Here is a 23,489-nt window from a genome sequence, read left to right as displayed (position 1 = left end):
GTCACGGTGCTGCGGGGAGAGCGCGCGTGAAGACGACCATCGGCTGACCGGGCCCGTTGTACGCGTCCTCGACGCGAGCGTCGAAACCGAGGCTGTGGTGGAAGGCGACCGAACCCTCGTTGGTGACCGACGTGATCGCTTTCAGGCGGACCGCACCCTGTCCGCGGGCGGCCTCGATGAACGCGGCGTACAGATCGCGGCCGACACCGGTGCCCCGGGTGTCGGAGCGGGTGGCGATCAGATGGACGTACCCCGTGCCGTCCGGGGTCACGAAGCCGATGAGGTAGCCGCGGATGCCGTCCTCGGCACGGGCGATGAGACACGTCGAGCCGAACTCCTGGACCAGGGCGGGGAGATGGAGCGAGCGGAGGTCACGGTCGCCCCAGTAGAGCGAGTGGTCCGCCAGTACCTCGTGGAGATCGGTGACTTGGGCGGGAACGATGTGGACGGCCATGCGCCCGATCATGACAGCCGGGCCATCGGGGCGTGGCGCCGGACGTCCTGGGGCGAGGGCGACGGACACCCCCGGCCGCCGCCCCGCTCACGCTCCTCCTACCGGTCCACGACCGACTACCCGTTCACGACCGACCGCGGCCGCGGCTCGAACCCCGCCGCGCGGTAACTCGCGTCGATCAGCTCCATCGTCGCCACCGCGTCGTCCGCGTCGAGCGGGACCGGCGTGCCCTCGCGCACCCGCGCCGCGAAGGCCTCCAGCTGGTACGTGTACGACGACCGCGTGCCGAGCCGTTCGGTCCGCTCGCCCTCGGCCGTGCGCACCACGACCCGGTCGTCCAGGTGCGGCAGCACGAAGTTCGGCGCGCTCACCTCGCCACGGCTGCCGGTGATCCGGATGCTCATCTTGAGGCCGTCGTACGCCATGTGACAGCGCGCGGCCCCCGTGGCACCGCCGGGAAACTCCAGCTCGGCGTCCAGCCACTCGTCGACGCCCGGCGCGCCCCGACGCTCTCCGCCCCGCGCGGTGACCAGCCTCGGGGCGCCGCCCGCGAACGGGGCGAGCATGCGCAGGGCGTGCAGGCTGTAGCAGCCCAGGTCCATCACCGCGCCCCCGGCCAGCGGCAGCGACCAGCGCGGGTCGGTGTCCGGCGGGGCGGCGATCGCCACCATGGCCTCCACCCGCCGCAGGTCGCCGATCTCGCCGCTGCCCAGGATCTCGTGCAGGCGCCGGGTGACCGGGTGGAAGAGGTAGTGGAACGCCTCCATGAACACGGTCCCGGACTTCTCCGCCGCCGCCCGCACCTCGGCGGCCTCCTCGGCGTTGCTCGCCGACGGCTTCTCGCTCAGCACGTGCTTGCCCGCCGCGAGGGCGGCGAGGTTCCACGGCCCGTGCAGGCCGTTGGCGAGGGGGTTGTAGACGACGTCGACCTCGGGGTCGGCGAGCAGGTCCGCGTAGGAGCCCACGACCCGCTCCACGCCGTGCTCGGCCGCGAACGCCTCGGCACGGGACCTCTCGCGGGCGGCCACCGCGACCAGGCGGTGGCCGGTGGCCCGGGCCGGGGCGACGAGGGAGCTCGCGGTGATGCGCGCGGCTCCCAGTACTCCGATACGCAACTGTTCCCGGCCCGGCTCGCTCATGCCTGCCGTACCTCCTCGATGGTGACGGGGCGGTGCTCGTTGAGGGACAGTGTGCACGCCTCGGCGATCCAGCCCGCCTCCAGGGCGTCCTGGACCGTGCACGGCGAGGGCCGCCGGCCCGCGACGACCTCGGTGAACGCGGTGAGTTCGGCGCGGTAGGCCTCGGTGAAGCGGTCCATGAAGAAGTCGTGCGGGGTGCCCGCCGGGAAGGTCACACCGGGCTCCACCGAGCGCAACGGCAGCTTGTCCTCCAGACCCACCGCGATGGAGTCGGTGAAGCCGTGGATCTCCATCCGGACGTCGTAACCCCGGGCGTTGTGGCGGGAGTTGGAGATCACCGCGATGGTGCCGTCGTCCAGGGTGAGGAGCGCGCCGGTGGTGTCGGCGTCACCCGCCGCCTTGATGTAGTCGGCGCCCCGGTTGCCGCCGACGGCGTACACCTCGACGACCTCGCGGCCGGTCACCCAGCGAATGATGTCGAAGTCGTGCACCGAGCAGTCCCGGAAGATGCCTCCGGAGGCGGCGACGTACGCGGCAGGCGGCGGGGCCGGGTCCAGGGTGGTGGACCGTACGGTGTGCAGCTTGCCCAGCTCTCCCGACTGCACGGCGGCGCGCGCGGCGACGAAACCGGCGTCGAAGCGGCGGTTGTAGCCGATCTGGATCGGCACGTCCTTGCCCTGGATCGCCCTGAGCACCTCGACGCCCGCGCTCATGTGCTTGGCGACGGGCTTCTCGCAGAAGACGGGGATACCGGCCTCGACGCCGGCCAGGATCAGCGCGGGGTGCGCGTCGGTCGCGGCCGCGACGACGATGCCGTCCACGCCGGCGGCCAGCAGGGCCTCGGGCGAGTCCACGACCTCGCCGCCGAACTTCTCCGCGGCGGCCTTGGCGGCGTCCGCGAACGGGTCGGTGAGCACGAGCGACTCGACCGCGTCGAGTCCGGACAGGGTCTCGGCGTGGAAGGCGCCGATGCGGCCGAGGCCGAGGATTCCGATGCGCATGGGGGTGACTCCTTGAGACGGGGGTGCGCCCCGAAGGGGGCGCGGGGAACTGCGCGACCAGCCACGAACAACCCGCGGCCGACCACCGACGAACCGCGGCAAATCCTCAGTCGAGACCCCCCAGCACGTTCTGATCCCAGTCGATCACGGACCCGGTGACCACGCCCGACCGGTCCGACAGCAGCAGCACCACGAAGTCGGCGATCTCGTCCGGCTGGCCGAGCTTGCCCATCGGCAGCTTCGCCGCGGCCTGCTCCCGCCAGTCGTCCCCGGCGCCGTGGAACGCCTTCTGCGTGGCGTCCTCGCCCTCGGTCGCCGTCCAGCCGATGTTCAGGCCGTTGATCCGCACCCGGTCCCACCGGTGGGCGTGCGCGGCGTTGCGGGTCAGGCCGATCAGACCGGCCTTCGCGGCGACGTAGGGGGCGAGGAAGGGCTGCCCGCCGTGCGCCGAGGACGTGATGATGTTGACGATCGTGCCGGGCGCCTCGCGGCCCACCATGTCGGCGACCGCGGCCTGCATCGCGAAGAACGGCGCCTTGAGGTTGATCGCGATGTGCTCATCGAACAGCTCGGGCGTGGTGTCCAGGAGCGTGCCCCGCGACGTCAGCCCCGCCGAGTTCACCAGACAGTCGATCCGGCCGTACGCGGCGACCACCTCGGCCACGGACGCCCTGGCCTGTTCGGCGTCCGCGAGGTCGGCGCGGACGAACATCGCCTTGCCGCCGGCGGCCGTCAGCTCGGCGACCAGCGCCTCACCCGGCTCCGGCCGCCGCCCGGACACGGCCACCACCGCGCCCTCGCGCACCGCCGCCCGCGCGATCGCGGCGCCCACGCCCTGGCTGCCGCCATTGACGAGGACGATTCTGTCGTCGAGAAGTCCCATGGAACGCATGTCCTTTCGGTGACCGTCCGCCTGTCGCGGCACTAGCTCTCGCGCCGCTCGGCGGACGCCCGCAGCTCGTCCCGCAGTGTCCGCGGTGTCCATCGCTCGCGCAGCGCCCTGCGGACCAGGTCCGCCTGCGAGGGCGGGGCGAGCCCGTCCACCGGCGGGTCGCTGTCGAGGTTGGTGGGGAAGGGGTAGCCCTCGGCGCCGGCGGCGATCACGTTCTCCAGCCACTGCTCGTCGGCCCCCTCCGAGGCGCGCCGCAGCAGCACGGGGTAGACCGCGTTCGTCACCGTCTCCCGGTCGACGGTCTCCATGGCGCGCCCGAACGCCGAGGACACCTGGAGCAGGTTGGCCACCCGCCGTACGTCCGTGGTCCGGTTGGTCCCGGCGGCGTGCAGCACCGCCGGGTTGAAGAACGCGGCGTCGCCCTTGGCGAGCGGCAGCTGGACGTGGTTCTCCTTGAAGTACGCCGTGAACTCGGGCCGCCGCCACGCCAGATAGCCCGCCTCGAAGGTCTGCGAGTACGGCAGGTACAGCGTCGGCCCGGACTCCACCGGCATGTCGCAGTGGGCGACCGCGCCCTGGAGCGTGAGGACGGGGGAGAGGCGGTGGACGTGCGCGGGGTAGGCCGCGGCGGCGTCGTCGGAGAGGAACCCGAGGTGGTAGTCACGGTGGGCGCTCTGCGCGAGGCCGCCCGGGTTGACCACGTTGACCTGGGAGGTGACCTGGTAGCCGGGGCCGAGCCAGGCCTCGCTGACCAGGGCCAGGACCGGGTTCGCGTAGTAGTCGGCGAAGGCCGAGGGGTCGTAGAGGGCCGCCTTCTCCAGGGCGTTCCACAGCCGCTCGTTGTCGCCGGGCCTGGCGAAGTGGTCGCCGGCGGTGGCACCGGCCGCCTTCTGCTCGCGGATCAGGGCCTCGAACACCTCGCTCGCCCGGTCCACGACACCCGGGTCGGGGAAGGCGCCCCGGAAGACCACGACCCCGGGGCCGTCGCTCAGAGCCCGTACGAGCTCCTCCTGGACCTCCCGGCGGTTCCCGGCGGCAGCGACACGTGCGCTGTCGTACACCAGGACGCTCCGTTCCGCGGAGTCGGCGTACGGGTAGTCGGCGGGGTCGGTGGTCCGCTCGACGAGGGTGCGCAAGGCCGCGAGGTCGCAGTCCTGGTCGGACAGCCACGCACGGCGGTGTACGGAGGTGAAGGACATCGACGTCCTCTCGGTGACAGGGGCGACGCAGCGCTGTCATTCTTGTCAGTACAAACCCGTCGAACAACCGGCACGGGTCCATCAAAAACCCCTCAAGGAGCCGAGGCATGGGCCACCCCTTCCCGATCCGGGAGATCGCACGTCAGGCGGGTCTGAGCGAGGCCACCGTCGACCGCGTCCTGAACGGCAGGGGAGGGGTCCGCGAGAGCACCGCGCGCGAGGTCCGGCAGGCCATCGCCGACCTGGACCGCCAGCGCACCCAGGTTCGGCTCGTCGGCCGCACCTTCATGATCGACATCGTGATGCAGACCCCGGAGCGCTTCTCGACCGCCGTCCGAGCCGCCCTGGAGGCCGAGCTGCCCGCCCTCCACCCGGCGGTCGTCCGCTCCCGCTTCCACTTCCGCGAGACCGGACCGGTCCAGGAACTGGTGAGAACCCTGGACCGGATAGCGCGGCGCGGCTCCCAGGGCGTCATCCTCAAGGCGCCGGACGTCCCCGAGGTCGCCGCTGCCGTCGGCCGTCTCGCCCAGGCGGGCATCCCCGTGGTCACCCTGGTCACCGACCTGCCCAGCACCCCGCGGCTCGCCTATGTCGGCATCGACAACCGGGCCGCCGGCGCGACCGCCGCCTACCTCATGGGGCAGTGGCTGGGCGACCGGCCCGGCAATGTGCTGACCAGCCTCAGCAGCGGCTTCTTCCGCAACGAGGAGGAGCGCGAGATGGGCTTCCGCAGCGCCATGCGCGCCCGCCACCCGCACCGCGCCCTGGTCGAGATCGCCGAGGGGCAGGGCCTGGACGCCACCCAGTACGACCTCGTCCGGGCCGCCCTGGAACGCGATCCGCAGATCCGCGCGGTCTACTCGATCGGCGGCGGCAACATCGCCACCCTGCGGGCCTTCACGGACCTCGGCCGCGCGTGCGCGGTGTTCATCGCGCACGACCTCGACCACGACAACGAGCGGCTGCTGCGCGAGCGGCGGCTGTCCGCCGTCCTCCACCACGACCTGCGCCAGGACCTGCGCGAGGCCTGCCATCTCGTGATGCGCGAACACGGCGCGCTACCGCCCGCGGGCCCGACCCTGCCGTCCGCGATCCAGGTGGTCACGCCCTACAACATGCCGACGACGCTCACAGGTTGACCCAGGCGCCGCTCCGCGCCGACCGCGCCATCGCGTCGAGCACGACGGCACTGTGCACGGCGTCCGCGAGCGTCGCCCCGTACGAGGTGCCCTCCGCGATCGAGCGCAGGAAGCGATGGCACTCGACCACCTTGAGGTCGTCGTAGCCCATGGCGTTCGCGGCGCCCGGCTGGAACGCCCCGAACTCGCCGTCGCCGGGCCCGACATGGACCGTGCTGACGGGCTGGTCCTGGTAGCTGGTGCCGAGGCTGACCCCCAACTCGTTCATCCTGCGGAAGTCCCAGAACAGCGCGCCCTTCGTGCCGTGCACCTCGAAGCCGTAGTTGTTCTGCTCGCCGACCGAGACCCGGCAGGCCTCCAGCACGCCGCGGGCGCCGGAGGCGAAGCGCAGCAGGCAGTTGACGTAGTCCTCGTTCTCGACCGGGCCCAACTCGCCGCCGGCGGCCCGGGAATGACCCGCGGTGGCCCCGGTCGGCCGGGCCCGTTCCGGCACGAAGATCGCCGAGTCGGCGGTGAGGGAGGCGATGTCGCCGAGCAGGTACCGGGCGAGGTCCGCGCCGTGCGAGGCGAGGTCGCCCAGCACTCCGCTGCCGCCCCGCTCCCTCTCGTACCGCCAGGTCAACGCGCCCTCGGGATGGGCCGCGTAGTCGCTGAAGAGCCGGACGCGGACATGCGTGACCGTGCCGATCCCGCCGGAGGCGATCAGCTCCCGGGCCTTCTCCACCGCGGGCGCGTTGCGGTAGTTGAAGCCGACCGCGCTGTGGACGCCCGCCTTGCCCACGGCTTCGGCGACCTCCCGCGCGTCCTCGGCGCTCAGGCCCACCGGCTTCTCGATCCAGATGTGCTTGCCCGCCTCCGCCATCGCGACACCGATCTCCCGGTGCAGGAAGTTGGGCGCGGTGATGCTGACGGCCTGGACACGCGGATCGGCGGCCACCTCCCGCCAGTCGCGGCTCGTCGAGGCGAACCCGAACTGCGCGGCGGCCGCCTCGGCCCGGCCCGGCACCTCCTCGGCGACGGACACCAGCACGGGACGCAGGCCGAGTTGCGGATAGTGGTGCAGGACCCGGGCGTACGCCTGGGTGTGCACCCGGCCCATCCAGCCGAACCCGACGACGGCCACCCCGAGCGAATCCACCATCACAGCCCCTTTTCGGACCGGTCCACGATCTTTCCAGGCCACCTTGGGCGGGGTTCCGGCAGGTGTCAACCCTTTGACAGGACATACGGTCTCATGGAACGGTCCACTGCACCGGACCGCCGACGATCCGCGACGTCGCCGACCGGGCCGGTGTCTCCAGGTCCACCCTCGACAGCGGCGGCCACGAGGTCGGCCGGCGCGCGGCCCGCTGCCTCCTGGGCCGCTGGGAGGGCGGCGGGGGAGCGGAGCGGGTGCGCCTGGCGTCACCCACGCTGGAGATCCGCGGCACCACGGCGCCTACAGGTTGATCGCGTACACCTTGCGCAGCGTCTCGTGCACCGTCCATGTCGTACGGTCGCCCTCGCGCAGGACGGCCATGTCGCCGGGCCCGACCTCCAGCGTCGGCCCGCCCTCGACCTCGACGGTCGCCGAGCCGCTGAGCACCACGAACAGCTCGTCCGCCTCGGTGTCGGTGACCACCCCGGGCGTGATCTGCCAGATCCCCCGGACCTGCTTGCCGTCCGCCGACTCCCAGACCACCTTCCCCCGTACCTCGGGTGTGCCGGAGACGATCTGCTCCGGGTCGAGGGGCTCGGGTTCGAGCTCGGCGTCGGGGACGTGGACAACGAAACTGTGGGTCATGAAAGGACCCTAACCACCGGGCGCCGGTCCTCGCCGTGGACAGGATGTGCGGTAGCGGCCCAGGTGGGAGGACACTTCGTCGCGGACTGGCGAGGCGCCGGGGCCCGGGTGATCGTGGAGGGCATGGCGGAGACCAGGGCTGCGGCGCCCGAGGGGCGCGCGCACGACACGCGCGAGAGTCTGGTGTTCGGCGGCGTCTACGGCGCGGTCCTGGCCTGCTCCATGGTCGCCGCGCTCACCCAGTACGGCCACACCGACCAGGAGAGCCGCCGCTACGACGCCGCGTGGCTGCTGGTCACGGCCTGCGCCTCCGCCCTCGCCCACGGCTACGCCCACTACATCGCCGAACGCACCCCGCACCGCCGCGGCGACGCCCTGCGCACCCTCGCCGACGAGTGGCCCCTGGTCACGGCCGTCCTGCCCACCGTGTTCATCCTGGCCGGCGCGGGTTGGGGGTGGTGGCCGGCGAAGGGCGTGGAGTACCCGGCGTTCGCCCTGAACATCACCCTGCTGTTCGCCCTGGGCGTCGGCACGGCCCGCTGGTCCCACCGCTCCTGGCCCTACGCGCTGCTGATCGGTGTCGTCGACGCGCTGCTCGGCGTGGGCGTGGTGGTGGCGAACGCGGTCATCAAGTGAGACCGGGTGGGCCGGCGCCGCGGGCCCCGGGGCCGGAAGCTGTACCCGGGCGTCCGGTTCGGGTGGCCGGTGGACCGGGGAAGGAGCGGACATGACCGACGTCACCGACGAGGCGATCCACAGCCTGCGCACCACCGCCGACCCCCGCCTCCGCGACCTGCTCACCTCCCTCGTCCGCCATCTGCACGCCTTCGCGGACGAGACCCGGCTGACCAGGGCCGAGTGGGAGGCCGCGATCGACTTCCTCACCGCGACCGGGCAGACCTGCACCGACACCCGGCAGGAGTTCATCCTGCTGTCGGACGTCCTCGGACTGTCGATGCTGCTGGAGACGATCCACGGCGGGCACACGCCCGGAACCACCGAGTCGACGGTGCGCGGCCCCTTCCATCTGACCGCCTCCCCGGCCCGAGCCCTCGGCGACACGATCGACCTGGTGGGCGGCGGCGAGCCGTGCGTGGTCAGCGGGCGGGTGCTGTCGGCCGACGGCACCCCGCTGCCGGGCGCGCGCCTCGACGTCTGGCAGGCCGACGGCCACGGCTTCTACGACGTCCAGCGCCCGGACGTCCAGCCGCCGGGCAACGGGCGCGGTCTGTTCACGGCGGACACCGAGGGCGCCTTCCGGTTCCGCACCTGTGTGCCGAGCTCCTACCCCATCCCCACCGACGGCCCCGTGGGCGACCTCCTGCGGGCCACCGGACGGCACCCCTACCGCCCCGCGCACATCCACTTCATCGCCTCGGCCGACGGACACCGGCCCGTCACCACGCACGTCTTCGTGGCAGGCGATCCCTATCTGGACTCCGACGCGGTGTTCGCCGTCAAGCAGAGCCTCGTACGCGACTTCACCCCCGTCGACGACCCCACGCCGGCCGAGGAGTTGGGCGTCCCGAACCCCTTCCGGCACGCGCGGATCGACCTCGTGCTGGAGCGTTCATGAGGGAGTTCGTCCACGAGTTCCCGGCCACGAGAGTCGTCCTGCGCCCCGGCGCCGCGACCACGGCGACCCCCGAGGAGGCCCGACGCCTCGGCCTGCGGCGCGTGTTGGTGGTCTGCGGCGCCCGCGGCGCGGACACCGCGCGGACGGTCGCCGACGCCCTCGGCCCAGCGTGCGCGGGACTGCACGCCGGAGCCCGGATGCACGTCCCCGTGGAGGTCGCCGACCAGGCCGTCGAGGTGGCGCGGGACACCGGTGCCGACGGGTGCGTCGCGGTCGGCGGTGGCTCGGCCATCGGCCTCGGCAAGGCGATCGCCCTGCGCACCGGCCTGCCGCTGATCGCCGTACCCACCACGTACTCCGGCTCCGAGGCGACCCCCGTCTGGGGCCTGACCGGGCACGGCGCCAAACGCACCGGCCGCGACCCGTCGGTCCTGCCCCGCGCCATCGTCTACGACCCCGAACTCACCCTCGCCCTCCCCGTACCGCTCTCCGTGACCAGCGGCGTCAACGCGATCGCGCACGGCGTCGAAGCGCTGTACGCCCCGGACGCCTCGCCGCTGATCGCCCTCATGGCCGAGGAGGGCGTGCGGACGATGGCCCGCGCCCTGACCGACGTGGCCGCCCACCCGGCCTCCCCGGACGCCCGGGGCCGGGCGCTGTACGGCGCCTGGCTGTGCGGCTCCTGTCTCGGGGCCACCACCATGGGCCTGCACCACAAGCTGTGCCACGTCCTCGGCGGCACCTTCGGGCTGCCCCACGCCGAGACCCACACCGTGGTGCTGCCCCACGTCCTCGCGTACAACGCGTCCGCGGCACCCGACGCGGCGGCCACCGTGGCGCGCGCCCTGGACACGGACGACGCCCCGCGCACCCTGTGGCGACTGGCCGCCGACCTCGGCGCGCCCCGCTCGCTCGCCGAACTCGGCCTGAAAAAGGCCGACTTGGCGGTGGCGGCCGCCGGTGTCACGGCCCAGCCCTACGTCAACCCGCGCCCGGTCACGGCGGACGGAGTGCTCACGCTGCTGCGGGCCGCGTACGAGGGCGCGGCGCCTTCGCCGTCGTAGCCGGGCGGACCGGACAGGGGCAGGGGGACGCGGTGGCCGAAGGCGGCCCGCCGCCCCGTCGCGTCCGCGATATGGCGGACAAAATTGTTGACAATGTTGTTTGGCTGGATTTACGTTCGACAGGCACTCACTCAGGGAGGGCGCGATGCCGAAGGAAGCCCGTCCGAGCACCGGGGAGCAGGCCAAGCAGCATGCGCTCGCACAGCTGCGGCAGGCGATCGCGCACGGCGAGATGGCACCGGCGCAGCGGCTGGTGGAGAACGAGCTCGCCGAGCAGTTCGGTGTGACACGGGCCAGCATCCGCGCGGCACTCATCGATCTGGAGTCCCAGGGACTCGTGGAGCGGATCCGCAACCGTGGCTCACGGGTGCGGGTGGTGACCGTGGACGAAGCGGTCGCCATCACCGAGTGCCGCATGGCCCTCGAAGGGCTGTGCGCGGCGAAGGCGGCGGTCGCGGCGAGCGACGAGCAACTGCTCCAGCTCACCGACCTCGGTACGGCCATGTCCAAGGCCGTCGCCGACGGCGAGCCGGTCACCTACTCCGAGCTCAACCACGAACTGCACGTCCGTGTCCGGGAGTTCTCCGGCCAGCAGACCGCGCAGCAGCTGCTGGAGCGGCTCAACGCCCAACTGGTGCGGCACCGTTTCCAGTTGGCCCTGCGCCCGGGGCGCCCGCAGCAATCCCTGAACGAGCATCTGACCATGATCGAGGCGATCAGGGCCAGGGACCCGCAGGCGGCCGAGACGGCCGTCCGCGCCCACCTCACCAGCGTGATCGAGGCGCTGCGCGACTGATCGAGACGCTGCGCGACCGATCGCGGTGGTGCGGGGTGGGCGCACACCTGTCACCGAGGAGATTTCTGCAATGACAGAGGCCAACGCGCCCGCCGGCCCACGATCGACACTCGTCATCACCGCGCACGCCGGCGACTTCGTCTGGCGTGCGGCTGGTGCCATCGCCCTGGCAGCCGCCCGCGGCGAGAAGGTCACCATCGCCTGTCTGACCTTCGGCGAGCGCGGCGAGTCCGCCAAGGCCTGGCGCGAGGGCAGGAAGCTGGAGGAGATCAAGGCGATACGCCGGGACGAGGCCGAGCGGGCCGCCGCCACCCTCGGCGCCGACGTCCGCTTCCTCGACGCCGGCGACTACCCGCTGCCGGTCACCCCCGAACTGACCGACCGGCTCGTCGCGGTCTACCGCGACACCCAGCCCGACGTGGTGCTCACCCATCCCACCGAGGACCCGTACAACGGCGACCATCCGGCCGCCAACCGCATGGCCCTGGAGGCGCGCGTCCTCGCGCAGACCATCGGCTACCCCGGCCCCGGCGAGATCATCGGCGCCCCGCCGGTCTTCTACTTCGAGCCGCACCAGCCCGAGATGAGCGGCTTCAGGCCCGAGGTGCTCCTCGACATCACCGAGGTGTGGGACACCAAGCGCAAGGCCATGGAGTGCCTCGGCGCCCAGCAACACCTGTGGGACTACTACACCGACCTCGCCGTCCGCCGCGGCGTCCAGCTCAAGCGCAACGCCGGCCCGAACCTGGGCCTCGCCCACCGGACCATGGCCGAGGCGTACATGCGCCCCTACCCGCAGATCGCGAAGGAGCTGGCGTGAGCGAGCCGAGGTGCGGCGGAGGCCGGCGGCCCGCGGAGCGAGACGGAAGGGGCACCCGGCCGCGGCGGAACCGAGGCGGAGCCCCGCAGAAGGAGGACGTATGAGCGGCGTGATCGTCACCGGCCCGCCGAAGGCGGAGCTGAAGGACGTCGACGCGCTGGCCGGCCACGGCGTGGCGACGGTGAGCGAGGCCATGGGCCGCACCGGCTTGCTGGGACCGGGGATCCGGCCCGTCCAGCAGGGCGTACGGGTCGCCGGCACCGCCGTCACCGTGCTCAGCTGGCCCGGCGACAACCTCATGATCCACGCTGCTGTCGAGCAGTGCGGCGAGGGCGACATCCTGGTCGTCACCACCACCTCCCCGTGCACGGACGGCCTGTTCGGCGAACTGTTCGCCACCGCGCTGAAGCGGCGCGGGGTGCGCGGGGTCGTCGTGAACACCGGCATCCGCGACACCCAGGAATTGCGCGACATGGGCTTCGCCGCCTGGTCCCGCGTGGTCTCCTCGCAGGGCACGGTCAAGGCCACCGGCGGCTCGGTCAACGTGCCGATCGCCATCGACGGCCAGGTGATCCGCCCCGGTGACGCGATCCTCGCCGACGACGACGGGGTCGTGGTCGTCCCACGCGAACGCGTCGCCGAGACGGTACGCAGGTCCGAGGCTCGCGAGGCCAAGGAGGCCGCCACCCGCGCGGCCTTCCTCGGCGGCCAACTCGGCCTGGATCGCTACGGGTTGCGGGACCGGCTCAAGGAACTGGGCGTCGAGTACCGGACGTTCGAGGAGTACGCGGGGCACGAGGGAGTGTGGTCGTGACCGAGGAGGTGCCCTGTCTGCTGATGCGGGGCGGCACCTCCAAGGGCGCCTACTTCCTCGCCGCCGATCTGCCCGCCGAACCGGCCCCGCGCGACGACCTGTTGCTGCGGATCATGGGCAGCCCGGACGAACGGCAGATCGACGGACTCGGTGGCGCGCACCCGCTCACCAGCAAGGTCGCCGTGGTGTCCCCGTCCGCCGACCCGCGGGCCGACGTCGACTACCTCTTCCTCCAAGTCGCCGTCGAGCGACCGGAGGTGAGTAACCGTCAGAACTGCGGCAACATCCTCGCCGGCGTCGGTCCGTTCGCCGTCGAGCGGGGACTGGTGCCGGCGGGGGAGGAGTCGACCTCCGTCCGCATCCGCATGGTCAACACCGGCGACCACGCCACGGCGACCTTCCCCACCCCGGGCGGCCGGGTCGACTACACCGGCGACGCCGAGATCTCCGGGGTGCCGGGGACGGCCGCGCCCGTGGTGATCGAGTTCCCGGCGGGCGCGCGGAACCTGCTGCCCACGGGGAGCGTGCGGGACGAGATCGACGGCGTGCCGGTGACCTGCGTGGACAACGGCGTGCCGACCGTCCTGATCGCCGCCACCTCCCTGAAGGTCACCGGGTACGAGTCGCCCAAGGAACTGGAGGAGGACCCGGCGCTGGCCGACCGGCTGCACCGGATCCGCCTCAGGGCCGGCCGGCTCATGGGCCTGGGCGACGTCTCCGACACCACGGTGCCCAAGCTCACGCTCCTCGCCCCGCCTCGCGAGGGCGGCGCGGTCACCACACGCACCTTCATCCCGGCGCGGTGCCACCCCTCGATCGGGGTGCTCGGTGCGGCCGGCGTGGCCGCCGGCCTGCGGATCGAGGGCGGCGTGGGGGCGGATCTGGCGGAGGTCACCCCCGGCAGCGACCGCATCCGCCTGGAACATCCCACCGGCTTCCTGGACATCGAAAGCAGCCTCGGGGCCACCCCCGACGGCCTCCCCTGCGCCCGCCGCACCGCCGTGGTGCGGACGGCCCGCAAGATCTTCGACGGCACCGTCCTCCCCAGGGCCGCCGCACTACCCCGAGGAGGTCACCGATGACTCCGCCGCTCGGCGACATCGCGCACATCGGTCACACCCAGCTGTTCACCCCGGACCTGGACGCCGGCGTCGCCTTCTTCACCGACTACCTGGGCCTGACGGTCAACGGCGAGGACGGCGACACCGTCTACCTGCGGACCTTCGACGACTACGAGCACCACAGCCTGGTCCTGACCGCCCGCGACCGGCCCGGCCTGGGCCGCCTCGCCCTGCGCACCTCCAGCGAGGAGGCCCTCCAGCGCCGCGTCCGGGCCAACGAGGAGGCGGGCGGCACCGGAAAGTGGGTCGAGGACGAGCCGGGCCTCGGCAGGCTCTACGTCACCACCGACCCGGACGGCCATGAGCACGCCCTGTACTGGGAGAGCGCGCACTACCGGGCCCCCGAGGAGCTGAGGCCCGCGCTGAAGAACCAGCCGCAGGCCAAGCCCAACCGGGGTGTCGGCGTACGGCGGTTGGACCACATCAACTTCCTCGCCGCCGACGTGCTCGCCAACGCCGAGTTCCAGCAGACCGTGCTCGGCGCCCGGCCCACCGAGCAGATCCGGCTGGACAGCGGGAAGATCGCGGCGCGCTGGCTGACGTACACGAACAAGTCGTACGACGTCGTCTACACCTCCGACCGGACCGGCAGCGAAGGGCGGCTGCACCACATCGCGTTCGCGACCGACACCCGCGAGGACATCCTGCGGGCGGCCGATCTCGCCATCGACACCGGTGTGTTCATCGAGACCGGGCCGCACAAGCACGCCATCCAGCAGACGTTCTTCCTGTACGTCTACGAGCCGGGCGGCAACCGGATCGAGCTGTGCAACCCGCTCACCCGGCTGGTGCTGGCGCCGGACTGGCCGCTGGTCACCTGGACCGAGGAGGAGCGCCGGAAGGGGCAGGCCTGGGGCCTGAAGACCATCGAGTCGTTCCACACCCACGGGACACCGCCGGTGGCCTGAGCCGCGCAATGTCTTCCTCCCCTCCCCCTCCCTCGGCCTCGAGGGGAGGGGGAGACGGTCGGCGCCCCGCTTTCTCGGAGGGGGACGTCCCGTACCGGGAGCAGGCAGTCGCTAGTGCCGGGTGCGGACGCCGTCCAGGGCGATCGACAGGACCCGCTTGCGCTGGGCCTCGTCGTCGAAGGCCGTCGCGGTGATGCCCGCGACCATGCGCAGCAGCTCGACGAAGTCCATGTCGGCGCGTGCCTCGCCGGCGCGCTGGGCGCGTGCGAAGAGCGGGCCGCCGGCGGCGTACAGGGAGTCGCGGCAGGCCGCGATGATCTCGGACTCGTCGTTGAGGGCCTCGCGGACGGCCCGCTTGGTGACCATGTAGCCCGCGAACCGGTCCAGCCAGGCGGTCAGGGCGTCCCAGGGCTCCTGGTCCGCGACCTCTTCGGCGACCCGCACCAGCGTGTTCACCTCGTCCGCGTACACGGTCTCGAAGAGGTGGCGCCGGGTGGGGAAGTTCCGGTACAGCGTGCCGATGCCGACACCCGCCCGCCGTGCGATGTCCTCCAGCGCGGCCTCGGCGCCGTGCTCCGCGAAGGCCTCGCGGGCGGCGGCCAGGAGGGCGTCGTAGTTCCGGGCGGCGTCCTTCCGCGTCGGCCGACGGGACGCGACGATCTCGCTGACGAGGAACGACTGGGCGGTCACGACGTCTCCCAGAGGTTGAAACGGAGGTTCGCCTCCGTTCCGGGTTGAAGCGGAGGCGTGCCTCCGTTAGAGTGGAGGCACGCCTCCACTTTATCAGTCGAGGCGTACCCCTGCCCTTTCCGCGACCGCTTCCCATGAGGCTCCGGCCGCACCCAGTGCTCGGAGAGGCTCTCCATGCCCCGCACTTCCACCCGCCTCACCTTCGCGGTCCTCGCGACCGGTGCCGGCGTGTTCGCCATGCTGCAGTCGCTGATCGCGCCGGCCCTGCCGACCGTCCAGCACGCACTGCACACCTCGCAGTCCACCGCGACCTGGGTGATGACGGCGTATCTGCTGTCCGCGTCGGTCTTCACCCCGATCCTCGGCCGCGTCGGTGACCTGATCGGCAAGAAGCGCACCCTGGTCGCCGTCCTGACCGTCGTGCTGGCCGGCTGTCTGCTCGCCGCCCTCGCGCCGACCATCGGTGTGCTGATCGTCGCCCGGGTCGTGCAGGGCGTCGGCGGCGCCCTGCTCCCGCTCTCCTTCGGCATCGTCCGGGACGAGTTCGCCTCGTCCGAGGTGAGCGCCGGCATCAGCAACCTGTCCGCCGTGATCGCCGCCGGTGGCGGGGTCGGCCTCGTCGCGGCCGGGCCCATCGTCTCCGCGCTCGACTACCGCTGGCTGTTCTGGATCCCCGTCGCCGTCGTCGCGCTCACCGTGCTCATCGCCCTGCGTTACGTCCCCGAGTCACCCAACCGGGCCGAGGGCAGGGTCGGTTGGCTCGGTGCCGTGCTGCTGTCGGCGTGGCTGGTGGCCCTGCTGCTGCCGTTGAGCCGGGCGGGACAGTGGGGCTGGGGCTCGGCCCGCGTGATCGGCCTGTTCGCCCTCGCCGCCGTCCTGTTCGCCCTGTGGCTGTTCGCCGAGGCCCGCTCCCGCTCGCCGCTGATCGACCTGCGCGTCATGCGGCTGCCCGCGGTGTGGACGACGAACACCGTCGCGCTGCTCTTCGGCGCGGGCATGTACGCCCTGTGGTCCTTCCTGCCCGCCTTCGTCCAGACGCCGAGCTCGGCCGGGTACGGTTTCGGCGCCGGCGTGACGGCCTCCGGACTGCTGATGCTGCCGATGCTGGTGGCGATGTTCTGCTCCGGCGTCCTCGGCGGCCGGCTGGAACCCGTGGTCGGCGCGAAGGCGCTGCTGGCGACCGGCGCCGCGCTCGGTGCGCTGGCCCTCGCGTTCCTCGCCCTCTGGCACGCCGCGCAATGGCAGGTCGCCGTGGTCGCGGGCGTGTTCGGCCTCGGCATCGGACTGGCCTTCGCCTCGATGGCCAACCTGATCGTGGGCAGCGTCCCGCCCGAGGAGACCGGCGCCGCGACCGGCATGAACGCCAACATCCGCACCATCGGCGGCTCCATCGGCGCCGCCGTCACGAGCGTCCTGGTCACCGGCCGGCTCCAGCCCTCCGGCCTGCCCTACGGCTCCGGCTACACCCACGGCTTCACGCTGCTCGCGGTCCTGTGCCTCGCCGCCGCCCTGGCCGCCCTGCTGGTGCCGGTCCGCCGGGCCACTCGCGTCACGGCCGCCGCACGCGCCACGAACGAACCGTCGAACGCCGCGAGGCCGACCGCCGTACGCGGCTGACGTCCGCCCCCGTCACGTCCATGAGGTAGGGTTTACCTGCGTGTTCCCGCGGTTCACCCGCGGGGGAGACACCGGGACGTGGCGCAGCTTGGTAGCGCACTTGACTGGGGGTCAAGGGGTCGCAGGTTCAAATCCTGTCGTCCCGACGGTGTGAAGGGTCCTCACAGACGGATGTCTGTGAGGACCCTTCGTCGTTCCCCGAGGGGCGTGCCCAGTCGCTGCCGGTGGTGCGGCAGCGGCCCGGCGTTCGCCAGTACGGCGGCACAGGCGGCGTCGGCCGCGCAGACCGGGCCGGGGTACCGCAGCAGCCCAGAGGGACGTCCGGCCGGGTCTCGTCCCTGCGGTGCTACAGCGCGGGATGGTGTGGTCGCCGAGGGTCGCCCAGGGGAGCCCCAGGCGCGGCGGCCGCTCCTCAGGCCTCGCGGGTCGAGGGCCGTGGCCACGGCGGCGAGCGCGGCGGCCGCCCCGTCGCGGAACGTGCGGCCCTCGGCGGTGAGTTCCAGAGGGGGCGTGGAACGGCCGACCAGCCGGGCGCCCAGGTGCTGTGCCGGCCGGCGCAGGGTGCGGGGGAGCGCGGGCTGGGCCAGATGGGGGCGGGCGGTGGTGCGGGTGGCCGTGGAACACGGGCCTGACCGGACCGGGGAGGACCACCTCGTGGACGCCCTCTTGACGCCGTCCCGCGGGCGATCGACACTCCAGACGGGAATCCTAGTGAACAGGTAGGGAATGATGAGGCGTCTGGAGCCGGCCATCGGCCGAGTGAGCCGTACCTCGCGGCCGTCGCCCCTGCTGACCTCCCGCCGTCACATCGATCTCCAGCGCGTGTGCAGCGCGATGAGCCGCCTCGGCTGAGCCCGGCCCGCTCCGCGCCTCGCGCCCCGGTCCGCCCCGGGGCCCCGCCTGTCCTGGTCCGACGTCACTTCCGCCGCGTGAACGTCCGCGCGCCCATCCCGGGGAGATCCATGTCCGTCACACCGCTCGCCCCTGCCTCCGCCCCGCAGTCCGCCGCCGCGTTCCGGGGCCGGATCGGCCAGGACGCGCGCAGCGGGCACTACGCCGTGCCGCGCCGCTACCGCCTGCACCTGTCGCCGTCCTGTCCGGACGGACTGCGCATCGCCGTCGTGCACGCACTGCTCGGCCTCGACGACGCATGCCCCGTGACGCTCCTGGACGCGGTCCCCGACTGTCCCGACGGCGGCCACTCCGCGCTGCGCCCGCTCTACGAGGCCAGCGCGCACCGCTACCGCGGAGCGGCCGTCGGGCCGGTGCTCAGCGACGACTGGTCGGGACGCATCGTCAGCACCCACGCCCCGGACATCTCCCGGGATCTGGCCCGGCACTTCGGCGCGGACCGCCCGGCCCTGTACCCGTGCGGCGCGGAGTCCGAGACCGAGGCGGTCGAGCGGCTGTGCGCGCAGGACATCGAGCGGGCCGCGCAGGAGGCGGGCTCCGCGGGCGCCGACCCGGGCACACGCGCCGCGGCGCTCGAACGGCTCCTGGAGACCCTGGAGTCCCTGGAACGATGGCTCGTCGGACGCACGTACCTGATCCGGGATCAGATCACCGCCGCAGACGTCGAGTTGTGGGTGACGCTGGTCCAGCTCGACACCGTGCACCGCCACCACCTGGACGCCTCGGCCGTGCAGCGGATCGCCGACCACCCCGCCCTGTGGGCGTACGCCCGCCGCCTGGCCGCGCACCCGGCCTTCGGCCCGCAGCTGGACCTCGACGGCATCGCCCGCCGCCACCACGCCCGCTGTCAGGGCCTGGAGGCCGCGGGTTCCGCGGTGCAGATCCTCGACTGGGCGGCACACTCCGGCCGCGCTCGCTGACGTTCCACCTGATGGACCGGCGTTGACAGACGCCGGGCCAACTGGCTTCACTTACGGCACTCTTGGCCCCGAAGGGCCTTCGACACCCCGAGAACAGCGATGGTGACGGACATGTACGCAGCTCCCAGGACGGCCCCGCGCCGCGCCTCGAGCCGCGTACTGCCGTACGCCCGTCTCCTCGTCGCCGACCGGACCGTCGACCTCCTGCGTGTGAACAGCGCACTGTGTACCGCACCGGGCCGCGCCCGCTGTCGGGGCTGACACCTTTCCTCCGCAGCCCCCCGCGTTCCTGACGAACACCGCCCGAGCGGTGTGCCGTTGTCCGCCCAGCCCCCCGGTTCCCGTGCGTCCCCGCGTACACGCCCGCCGTAGAACGGCCGTCGTGACCGCGGCGTGAGCACCCGCGTCCGGGGGAACCAGACCTGCCGGAGCCCTCCATGAGCCAACCTCCAGGCGTCGCCGTGTCCGTCGCCGAAGCACCGCCGCCTCCACCCGATGTACCGTCAAGACCCCTGACCGCACAGCGAGTTCTGCCGCTGCGACGCCCCGGCCGCTGGATCGCCACCGCGGTCGTGCTGGTCCTCGCGGCCCAGTTCGTCCACGGACTGGTGACCAACCCCTTCTACCAGTGGGACCGGTTCGGCTACTGGTTCCTGCGCCCGACGATCCTCGACGGTCTGCTCATCACCCTCGAAGTCACCGCCTACAGCGCCGTGTTGGGCCTGGTCGGCGGCATCGTCCTCGCCCTCGCCCGGCTCTCCAGGAGTCCCGTGCTGCGGGCGGTCAGCTGGACCTACATCTGGGCGCTGCGCTCCATTCCGCTCATCGTCATCCTGCTCTTCCTCTACAACTTCAGCGCCCTGTACCAGACACTCAGCGTGGGTGTCCCGTTCGGCCCGGCCCTCTTCACCTTCGACGAGTCCCGGCTCGCCACCGACATGGTCGTCGCCGTCATCGGCCTGAGCCTGAACCAGGCGGCCTACGCGGCCGAGGTGGTCCGCGGCGGCATCCTCTCCGTCGACCAGGGGCAACACGAGGCGGCCGCCGCGCTCGGACTGCCGAAGACCTACCAGTTCCGCAGAATCGTCCTCCCGCAGGCCCTGCGCTCCATCACCCCCAACTACGTCAACCAGCTCATCGACCTGGTCAAGGGCACCTCCCTGGTCTTCTACGTCTCCCTGCTCGACCTGTTCGGCACCGCGCAGACCATGGGCGCCACCTACCCCGGCGACATCGTGCCGCTGCTGCTGGTCGTGACCGTCTGGTACCTGATCCTGACCACCGTCGTCTCCGTCCTGCAGTTCTACGTCGAGCGGTACTTCGCCCGGGGCGCCACCCGCACCCTGCCGCCGACCCCGGCGCAGCGGCTGCGCACCGCGCTCACCGACTTCCGCGCCCGCGTCCGCAGGGAGGCCGCCGTATGACCACCGAGACGGTCTCGACCGTGCCCGCAGCCGTCGAGGTGCACGACGTGCACAAGTGGTACGGCGCCCACCGGGTCCTGGACGGTATCGACCTGACCGTGCGGCCCGGCGAGGTCACCGTGATCCTCGGCCCGTCCGGGTCCGGCAAGTCCACCCTGCTGCGGGTCATCAACCACCTGGAGAAGCCCGAGATCGGGTACGTCAGCGTCAACGGCGAGCTGATCGGCGTACGCCGGCAGGGCGGGCGCCTGAAGGAGCGACGCGAGCGGACCATCCTGAGCCAGCGCGGCCGCATCGGGTTCGTCTTCCAGAACTTCAACCTCTTCCCGCACCTGACCGTGCTGGAGAACGTCGCCGCGGCCCCCGTCGCGACCGGCAGGCTCGACCGGGCCGGGGCCCGCGCACTCGCCGGTGAACTCCTGGAGCGGGTGGGTCTCGCCGACAAGGCGACCGCCTACCCGAGGCAGTTGTCCGGCGGGCAGCAACAGCGCGTCGCCATCGCCCGCGCGCTCGCGCTGCGGCCCGGCGTCATCCTCTTCGACGAACCCACCTCCGCGCTCGACCCCGAACTCGTCGGCGAGGTCCTCGCCGTCATCAAGGACCTCGCCAAGAGCGGCACCACCCTGGTGATCGTCACCCACGAGATCGGCTTCGCCCGGGAGATCGCCGACCGGGTCGTCTTCATGGACGACGGCCGGATCGTCGAACAGGGCCCGCCGTCCGAGGTCCTGGACGCACCGCGGCACGAGCGAACCCGGGACTTCCTCAGCAAGGTCCTGTGACCCGGCAGGGCCACACGACCCCTCTCACTCACCATCCACACCTCTCACGACTAGGACAGCCATGCCCATCCAGCACTCCCGCCGTACCCTGCTGCGCGGCCTCACCGCGGCCACCGCCGTCACCGCCCTCGCCGCCGGGCTCACCGCCTGCGGAGGCGAGAGCGACGCCGCGACCACGACCGACGCCGCCGGCACCGTCACCGTGGGCCGGGTGTCCAACGGCGCCGCCACCGAGACCCACATCAAGGTCGCCGAGGTGAAGTCCATCAGCGCCCAACTCCCGGACGCCGTCAAGAAGAAGGGCACCCTGGTGATCGGCTCGGGCATCCTGCCCTCCGGCAGCTCGCCGCTCGGGTTCATCGGCAGCGACCAGAAGACGCTCACCGGCTCCGAGCCCGACCTCGCCAGACTCGTGGCCGCCGTCCTCGGGCTGAGAACCGAAGTACGCACGTCCACCTGGGAGAACCTGTTCATCGGCATCGACAGCGGCAAGGTCGACGTCGGCTTCTCGAACATCACCGACACCGAGGAGCGCAAGCAGAAGTACGAGTTCGCCTCCTACCGCAAGGACGACCTCGCCCTGGAGGTGAAGAAGGACAACTCCTGGAACTTCGACGGGAACTACGAGAGCCTCGCCGGCAAGACGGTCTCCGTCGGCAACGGCACCAACCAGGAGAAGATCCTCCTCGAGTGGAAGGCCAAGCTCGCCAAGGAAGGCAAGAAGCCGCTCACCGTCAAGTACTTCCAGGAGAGCAACAGCCTCTACCTGGCGCTGAACAGCGGCAAGATCGACGCCTACTTCGGCCCCAGCCCCAACCTCTCCTACCACGCCGCCAAGACCGCGAACACGCCCCAGGCGACCCGCATCGCGGGCCAGTTCTCCGGCGCCGGCGAGTCCCTCCAGGGGCTGATCGCCGCGACCGCCAAGAAGGGCAGCGGCCTCGCGAAGCCGGTCGCCGCCGCGATCAACTACCTGATCGAGAACGGCCAGTACGCGCAGTGGCTCAAGGCCTGGAACATCTCCGGCGACGCCGTCGCCGAGTCGGAGGTCAACCCGCCCGGCCTGCCGCTCACCAACTCCTGATCTTCGGTCGCCGCCACCGAGCCCTGGGCGCCGTACGCCCCGGGCCGGTGTCCCCGTACGGATCTCCTGGAAGGCACCCCCTCGTGTCCCCTTCTTTCGGCTCTCCCGTCTCTCCCGGTTCCCCCGGTTCTTCTGATTCCCCCGCCCTGCACCTGGCCGTCGCCCTCGACGGCACCGGCTGGCACCCGGCCTCCTGGCGCGAGCCGGTGGCACGTCCCCACGAGCTGTTCACCGCGCGCTACTGGGCCGACCTGGTCACCGAGGCCGAGCGCGGACTGCTCGACTTCGTCACCCTGGAGGACGGACTCGGCCTCCAGTCCTCGGCCTTCGACGGGCTGGACGGCCGCACCGACCAGGTCCGCGGCCGCCTGGACGCCGTGCTGATCGCGTCCCGGGTCGCGCCCCTCACCCGGCACATCGGCCTGGTGCCGACCGTGGTCGCCACCCACACCGAGCCGTTCCACCTCTCCAAGGCGATCGCCACCCTCGACTACGTCAGCACCGGCCGCGCCGGACTGCGGGTGCAGATCGCGCCCCGCCCGGACGTGGCCGACCACTTCGGGCGCCGCACCCTTTCGCCGCTGAGCCTGGGGGAGTTGCGGAGCCCGGCCGGACAGGCACGCGTCAGCGACCTCTTCGACGAGGCCGCCGACTACGTCGAGGTCGTCCGCCGGCTCTGGGACAGCTGGGAGGACGACGCGGAGATCCGGGACGTCGCCACCGGCCGCTTCATCGACCGCGACAAGCTCCACTACATCGACTTCGAGGGCCGCCACTTCAGCGTCAAGGGCCCGTCCATCACCCCGCGCCCGCCGCAGGGCCAGCCCCTCGTCACCGCCCTCGCGCACCAGACCGTGCCCTACCGGCTGGTGGCCCGCCAGGCCGACATCGGGTTCGTCACCCCGTTCGACACCGGCCAGGCCAGGGCCATCGTCGCCGAGATCCGCGCCGAGCAGGAGACAGCGGGCCGCGCCGACCAGCCCCTCCACGTCTTCGGTGACCTGGTGGTCTTCCTCGACGACGACCCGGCCGAGGCCACGGCCCGCAAGGAGCGCCTGGACGCCCTCGACGGCGCCGAATACACCAGCGACGCGCGTGTCTTCACCGGCACCCCCGCCCAACTCGCCGACCTCCTCCAGGAGTTCCAGTCGGCAGGCCTGACCGGCTTCCGGCTGCGCCCCGCCGTCCTCGGCCACGACCTCCCGGCCGTCACCGAGGGCCTGGTCCCCGAACTCCAGCGCCGCGGCGCCTTCCGCACCGCCTACGAGGCCGACACCCTGCGCGGCCTGCTGGGCCTGCCCCGCCCCGCCAACCGCTACGCCGCCGCCTGAGCAGCCGGAAGGACCGAGCATCA

Annotated in this window: 24 protein-coding genes, 1 tRNA gene and 1 pseudogene; 18 read left to right on the top strand and 8 right to left on the bottom strand. The window is 72.2% G+C overall.

Annotated elements, in window-relative coordinates:
* Window position 1 precedes the first annotated feature (1 nt).
* From ACZ56U_RS19280 to ACZ56U_RS19260, 5 genes are all read right to left on the bottom strand, one after another.
* Window positions 2–454, bottom strand: coding sequence for a GNAT family N-acetyltransferase (locus tag ACZ56U_RS19280; RefSeq protein ID WP_469085197.1), 453 nt, complete (start codon window positions 452–454; stop codon window positions 2–4).
* Window positions 455–570: 116 nt separating this feature from the next.
* Entirely contained in the window at window positions 571–1,593 is a 1,023-nt protein-coding gene (locus ACZ56U_RS19275) for a Gfo/Idh/MocA family protein (RefSeq protein ID WP_469085196.1), read from the bottom strand.
* Window positions 1,590–2,594, bottom strand: coding sequence for a Gfo/Idh/MocA family protein (locus tag ACZ56U_RS19270; RefSeq protein ID WP_469085195.1), 1,005 nt, complete (start codon window positions 2,592–2,594; stop codon window positions 1,590–1,592). Before ACZ56U_RS19270 ends, ACZ56U_RS19275 begins: the two co-directional genes overlap by 4 nt.
* Before the next feature lie 106 nt (window positions 2,595–2,700).
* Window positions 2,701–3,477 (bottom strand): SDR family oxidoreductase, encoded by a 777-nt coding sequence (locus tag ACZ56U_RS19265; protein ID WP_469085194.1) that lies wholly within the window; start codon window positions 3,475–3,477, stop codon window positions 2,701–2,703.
* Between the two features lie 41 nt (window positions 3,478–3,518).
* Window positions 3,519–4,685: a phytanoyl-CoA dioxygenase family protein gene (locus ACZ56U_RS19260; protein ID WP_469085193.1), complete on the bottom strand. Its 1,167-nt coding sequence runs from the start codon at window positions 4,683–4,685 to the stop codon at window positions 3,519–3,521.
* Between the two features lie 107 nt (window positions 4,686–4,792).
* Between ACZ56U_RS19260 and ACZ56U_RS19255 the strand changes: the two genes are divergently transcribed.
* Window positions 4,793–5,824 (top strand): LacI family DNA-binding transcriptional regulator, encoded by a 1,032-nt coding sequence (locus ACZ56U_RS19255; RefSeq protein WP_469085192.1) that lies wholly within the window; start codon window positions 4,793–4,795, stop codon window positions 5,822–5,824.
* On the opposite strand, the gene ACZ56U_RS19250 is transcribed toward ACZ56U_RS19255, so the two are convergent.
* On the bottom strand, window positions 5,814–6,965 hold the full coding sequence (locus ACZ56U_RS19250) for a Gfo/Idh/MocA family protein (RefSeq protein ID WP_469085191.1): 1,152 nt from the start codon (window positions 6,963–6,965) through the stop codon (window positions 5,814–5,816). The two genes, ACZ56U_RS19255 and ACZ56U_RS19250, sit on opposite strands and share 11 nt — an antisense overlap.
* 170 nt (window positions 6,966–7,135) lie before the next feature.
* Here ACZ56U_RS19250 and ACZ56U_RS19245 point away from each other — a divergent pair.
* Window positions 7,136–7,273, top strand: a pseudogene (locus ACZ56U_RS19245) (LacI family DNA-binding transcriptional regulator); the annotation flags it as partial.
* On the opposite strand, the gene ACZ56U_RS19240 reads toward ACZ56U_RS19245, so the two are convergent.
* Window positions 7,263–7,607 (bottom strand): cupin domain-containing protein, encoded by a 345-nt coding sequence (locus tag ACZ56U_RS19240; protein WP_469085190.1) that lies wholly within the window; start codon window positions 7,605–7,607, stop codon window positions 7,263–7,265. The pseudogene ACZ56U_RS19245 and the gene ACZ56U_RS19240 sit on opposite strands and share 11 nt — an antisense overlap.
* A 123-nt stretch (window positions 7,608–7,730) precedes the next feature.
* Between ACZ56U_RS19240 and ACZ56U_RS19235 the strand changes: the two genes are divergently transcribed.
* The 8 genes from ACZ56U_RS19235 to ACZ56U_RS19200 all read left to right on the top strand — a co-directional run bounded on the left by ACZ56U_RS19235 (window position 7,731) and on the right by ACZ56U_RS19200 (window position 14,706).
* The gene (locus tag ACZ56U_RS19235) at window positions 7,731–8,243 is read left to right on the top strand and encodes a hypothetical protein (protein WP_469085189.1); all 513 of its coding nucleotides are present in this window, start codon (window positions 7,731–7,733) and stop codon (window positions 8,241–8,243) included.
* Between the two features lie 91 nt (window positions 8,244–8,334).
* The gene (locus ACZ56U_RS19230) at window positions 8,335–9,183 is read left to right on the top strand and encodes a dioxygenase family protein (RefSeq protein ID WP_469085188.1); all 849 of its coding nucleotides are present in this window, start codon (window positions 8,335–8,337) and stop codon (window positions 9,181–9,183) included.
* The gene (locus tag ACZ56U_RS19225) at window positions 9,180–10,247 is read left to right on the top strand and encodes a maleylacetate reductase (protein WP_469085187.1); all 1,068 of its coding nucleotides are present in this window, start codon (window positions 9,180–9,182) and stop codon (window positions 10,245–10,247) included. The genes ACZ56U_RS19230 and ACZ56U_RS19225 overlap by 4 nt, the downstream gene beginning before the upstream one ends.
* A 145-nt stretch (window positions 10,248–10,392) precedes the next feature.
* On the top strand, window positions 10,393–11,043 hold the full coding sequence (locus ACZ56U_RS19220; protein ID WP_469085186.1) for a GntR family transcriptional regulator: 651 nt from the start codon (window positions 10,393–10,395) through the stop codon (window positions 11,041–11,043).
* A gap of 70 nt (window positions 11,044–11,113) precedes the next feature.
* Window positions 11,114–11,863 carry a PIG-L deacetylase family protein gene (locus ACZ56U_RS19215; protein WP_469085185.1) on the top strand — a complete coding sequence of 250 codons (750 nt, stop codon included), beginning with the start codon at window positions 11,114–11,116 and terminating at the stop codon, window positions 11,861–11,863.
* Between the two features lie 100 nt (window positions 11,864–11,963).
* Window positions 11,964–12,677, top strand: coding sequence for a 4-carboxy-4-hydroxy-2-oxoadipate aldolase/oxaloacetate decarboxylase (locus ACZ56U_RS19210; RefSeq protein ID WP_469085184.1), 714 nt, complete (start codon window positions 11,964–11,966; stop codon window positions 12,675–12,677).
* 23 nt (window positions 12,678–12,700) lie between these two features.
* Window positions 12,701–13,759 carry a 4-oxalomesaconate tautomerase gene (locus tag ACZ56U_RS19205; protein ID WP_469085446.1) on the top strand — a complete coding sequence of 353 codons (1,059 nt, stop codon included), beginning with the start codon at window positions 12,701–12,703 and terminating at the stop codon, window positions 13,757–13,759.
* Window positions 13,756–14,706: a VOC family protein gene (locus ACZ56U_RS19200; protein WP_469085183.1), complete on the top strand. Its 951-nt coding sequence runs from the start codon at window positions 13,756–13,758 to the stop codon at window positions 14,704–14,706. Before ACZ56U_RS19205 ends, ACZ56U_RS19200 begins: the two co-directional genes overlap by 4 nt.
* A gap of 111 nt (window positions 14,707–14,817) precedes the next feature.
* Here the strand turns inward: ACZ56U_RS19200 and ACZ56U_RS19195 are convergent, their stop codons facing one another.
* The gene (locus ACZ56U_RS19195; protein ID WP_469085182.1) at window positions 14,818–15,396 is read right to left on the bottom strand and encodes a TetR/AcrR family transcriptional regulator; all 579 of its coding nucleotides are present in this window, start codon (window positions 15,394–15,396) and stop codon (window positions 14,818–14,820) included.
* A gap of 174 nt (window positions 15,397–15,570) precedes the next feature.
* Here ACZ56U_RS19195 and ACZ56U_RS19190 point away from each other — a divergent pair, with 174 nt between their 5' ends.
* The 8 genes from ACZ56U_RS19190 to ACZ56U_RS19155 all read left to right on the top strand — a co-directional run bounded on the left by ACZ56U_RS19190 (window position 15,571) and on the right by ACZ56U_RS19155 (window position 23,466).
* Complete coding sequence (locus ACZ56U_RS19190) at window positions 15,571–17,013, top strand: MFS transporter (RefSeq protein WP_469085181.1); 1,443 nt, start codon at window positions 15,571–15,573, stop codon at window positions 17,011–17,013.
* A 72-nt stretch (window positions 17,014–17,085) separates the two neighbouring features.
* Window positions 17,086–17,159 (top strand) — tRNA-Pro (locus tag ACZ56U_RS19185).
* Window positions 17,160–17,739: 580 nt separating this feature from the next.
* Window positions 17,740–17,865: a putative leader peptide gene (locus ACZ56U_RS19180; protein ID WP_391235015.1), complete on the top strand. Its 126-nt coding sequence runs from the start codon at window positions 17,740–17,742 to the stop codon at window positions 17,863–17,865.
* A 110-nt stretch (window positions 17,866–17,975) separates the two neighbouring features.
* Window positions 17,976–18,845, top strand: a complete 870-nt coding sequence (locus tag ACZ56U_RS19175) for a glutathione S-transferase C-terminal domain-containing protein (RefSeq protein ID WP_469085180.1) — start codon at window positions 17,976–17,978, stop codon at window positions 18,843–18,845.
* Between the two features lie 437 nt (window positions 18,846–19,282).
* A complete protein-coding gene (locus ACZ56U_RS19170) occupies window positions 19,283–20,269 on the top strand; it encodes an amino acid ABC transporter permease (protein WP_469085179.1) in 987 nt (328 codons plus the stop codon).
* Entirely contained in the window at window positions 20,266–21,051 is a 786-nt protein-coding gene (locus ACZ56U_RS19165) for an amino acid ABC transporter ATP-binding protein (RefSeq protein ID WP_469085178.1), read from the top strand. The genes ACZ56U_RS19170 and ACZ56U_RS19165 overlap by 4 nt, the downstream gene beginning before the upstream one ends.
* A gap of 61 nt (window positions 21,052–21,112) precedes the next feature.
* Window positions 21,113–22,135: an ABC transporter substrate-binding protein gene (locus ACZ56U_RS19160; protein ID WP_469085177.1), complete on the top strand. Its 1,023-nt coding sequence runs from the start codon at window positions 21,113–21,115 to the stop codon at window positions 22,133–22,135.
* A gap of 83 nt (window positions 22,136–22,218) precedes the next feature.
* On the top strand, window positions 22,219–23,466 hold the full coding sequence (locus ACZ56U_RS19155) for an LLM class flavin-dependent oxidoreductase (RefSeq protein WP_469085176.1): 1,248 nt from the start codon (window positions 22,219–22,221) through the stop codon (window positions 23,464–23,466).
* Window positions 23,467–23,489: the final 23 nt, after the last annotated feature.

This window comes from Streptomyces sp. NPDC034103, from assembly GCF_055575395.1.
Note: the sequence above shows the minus strand (reverse complement) of the source record. Positions and strands in the feature narration are given on the sequence as shown.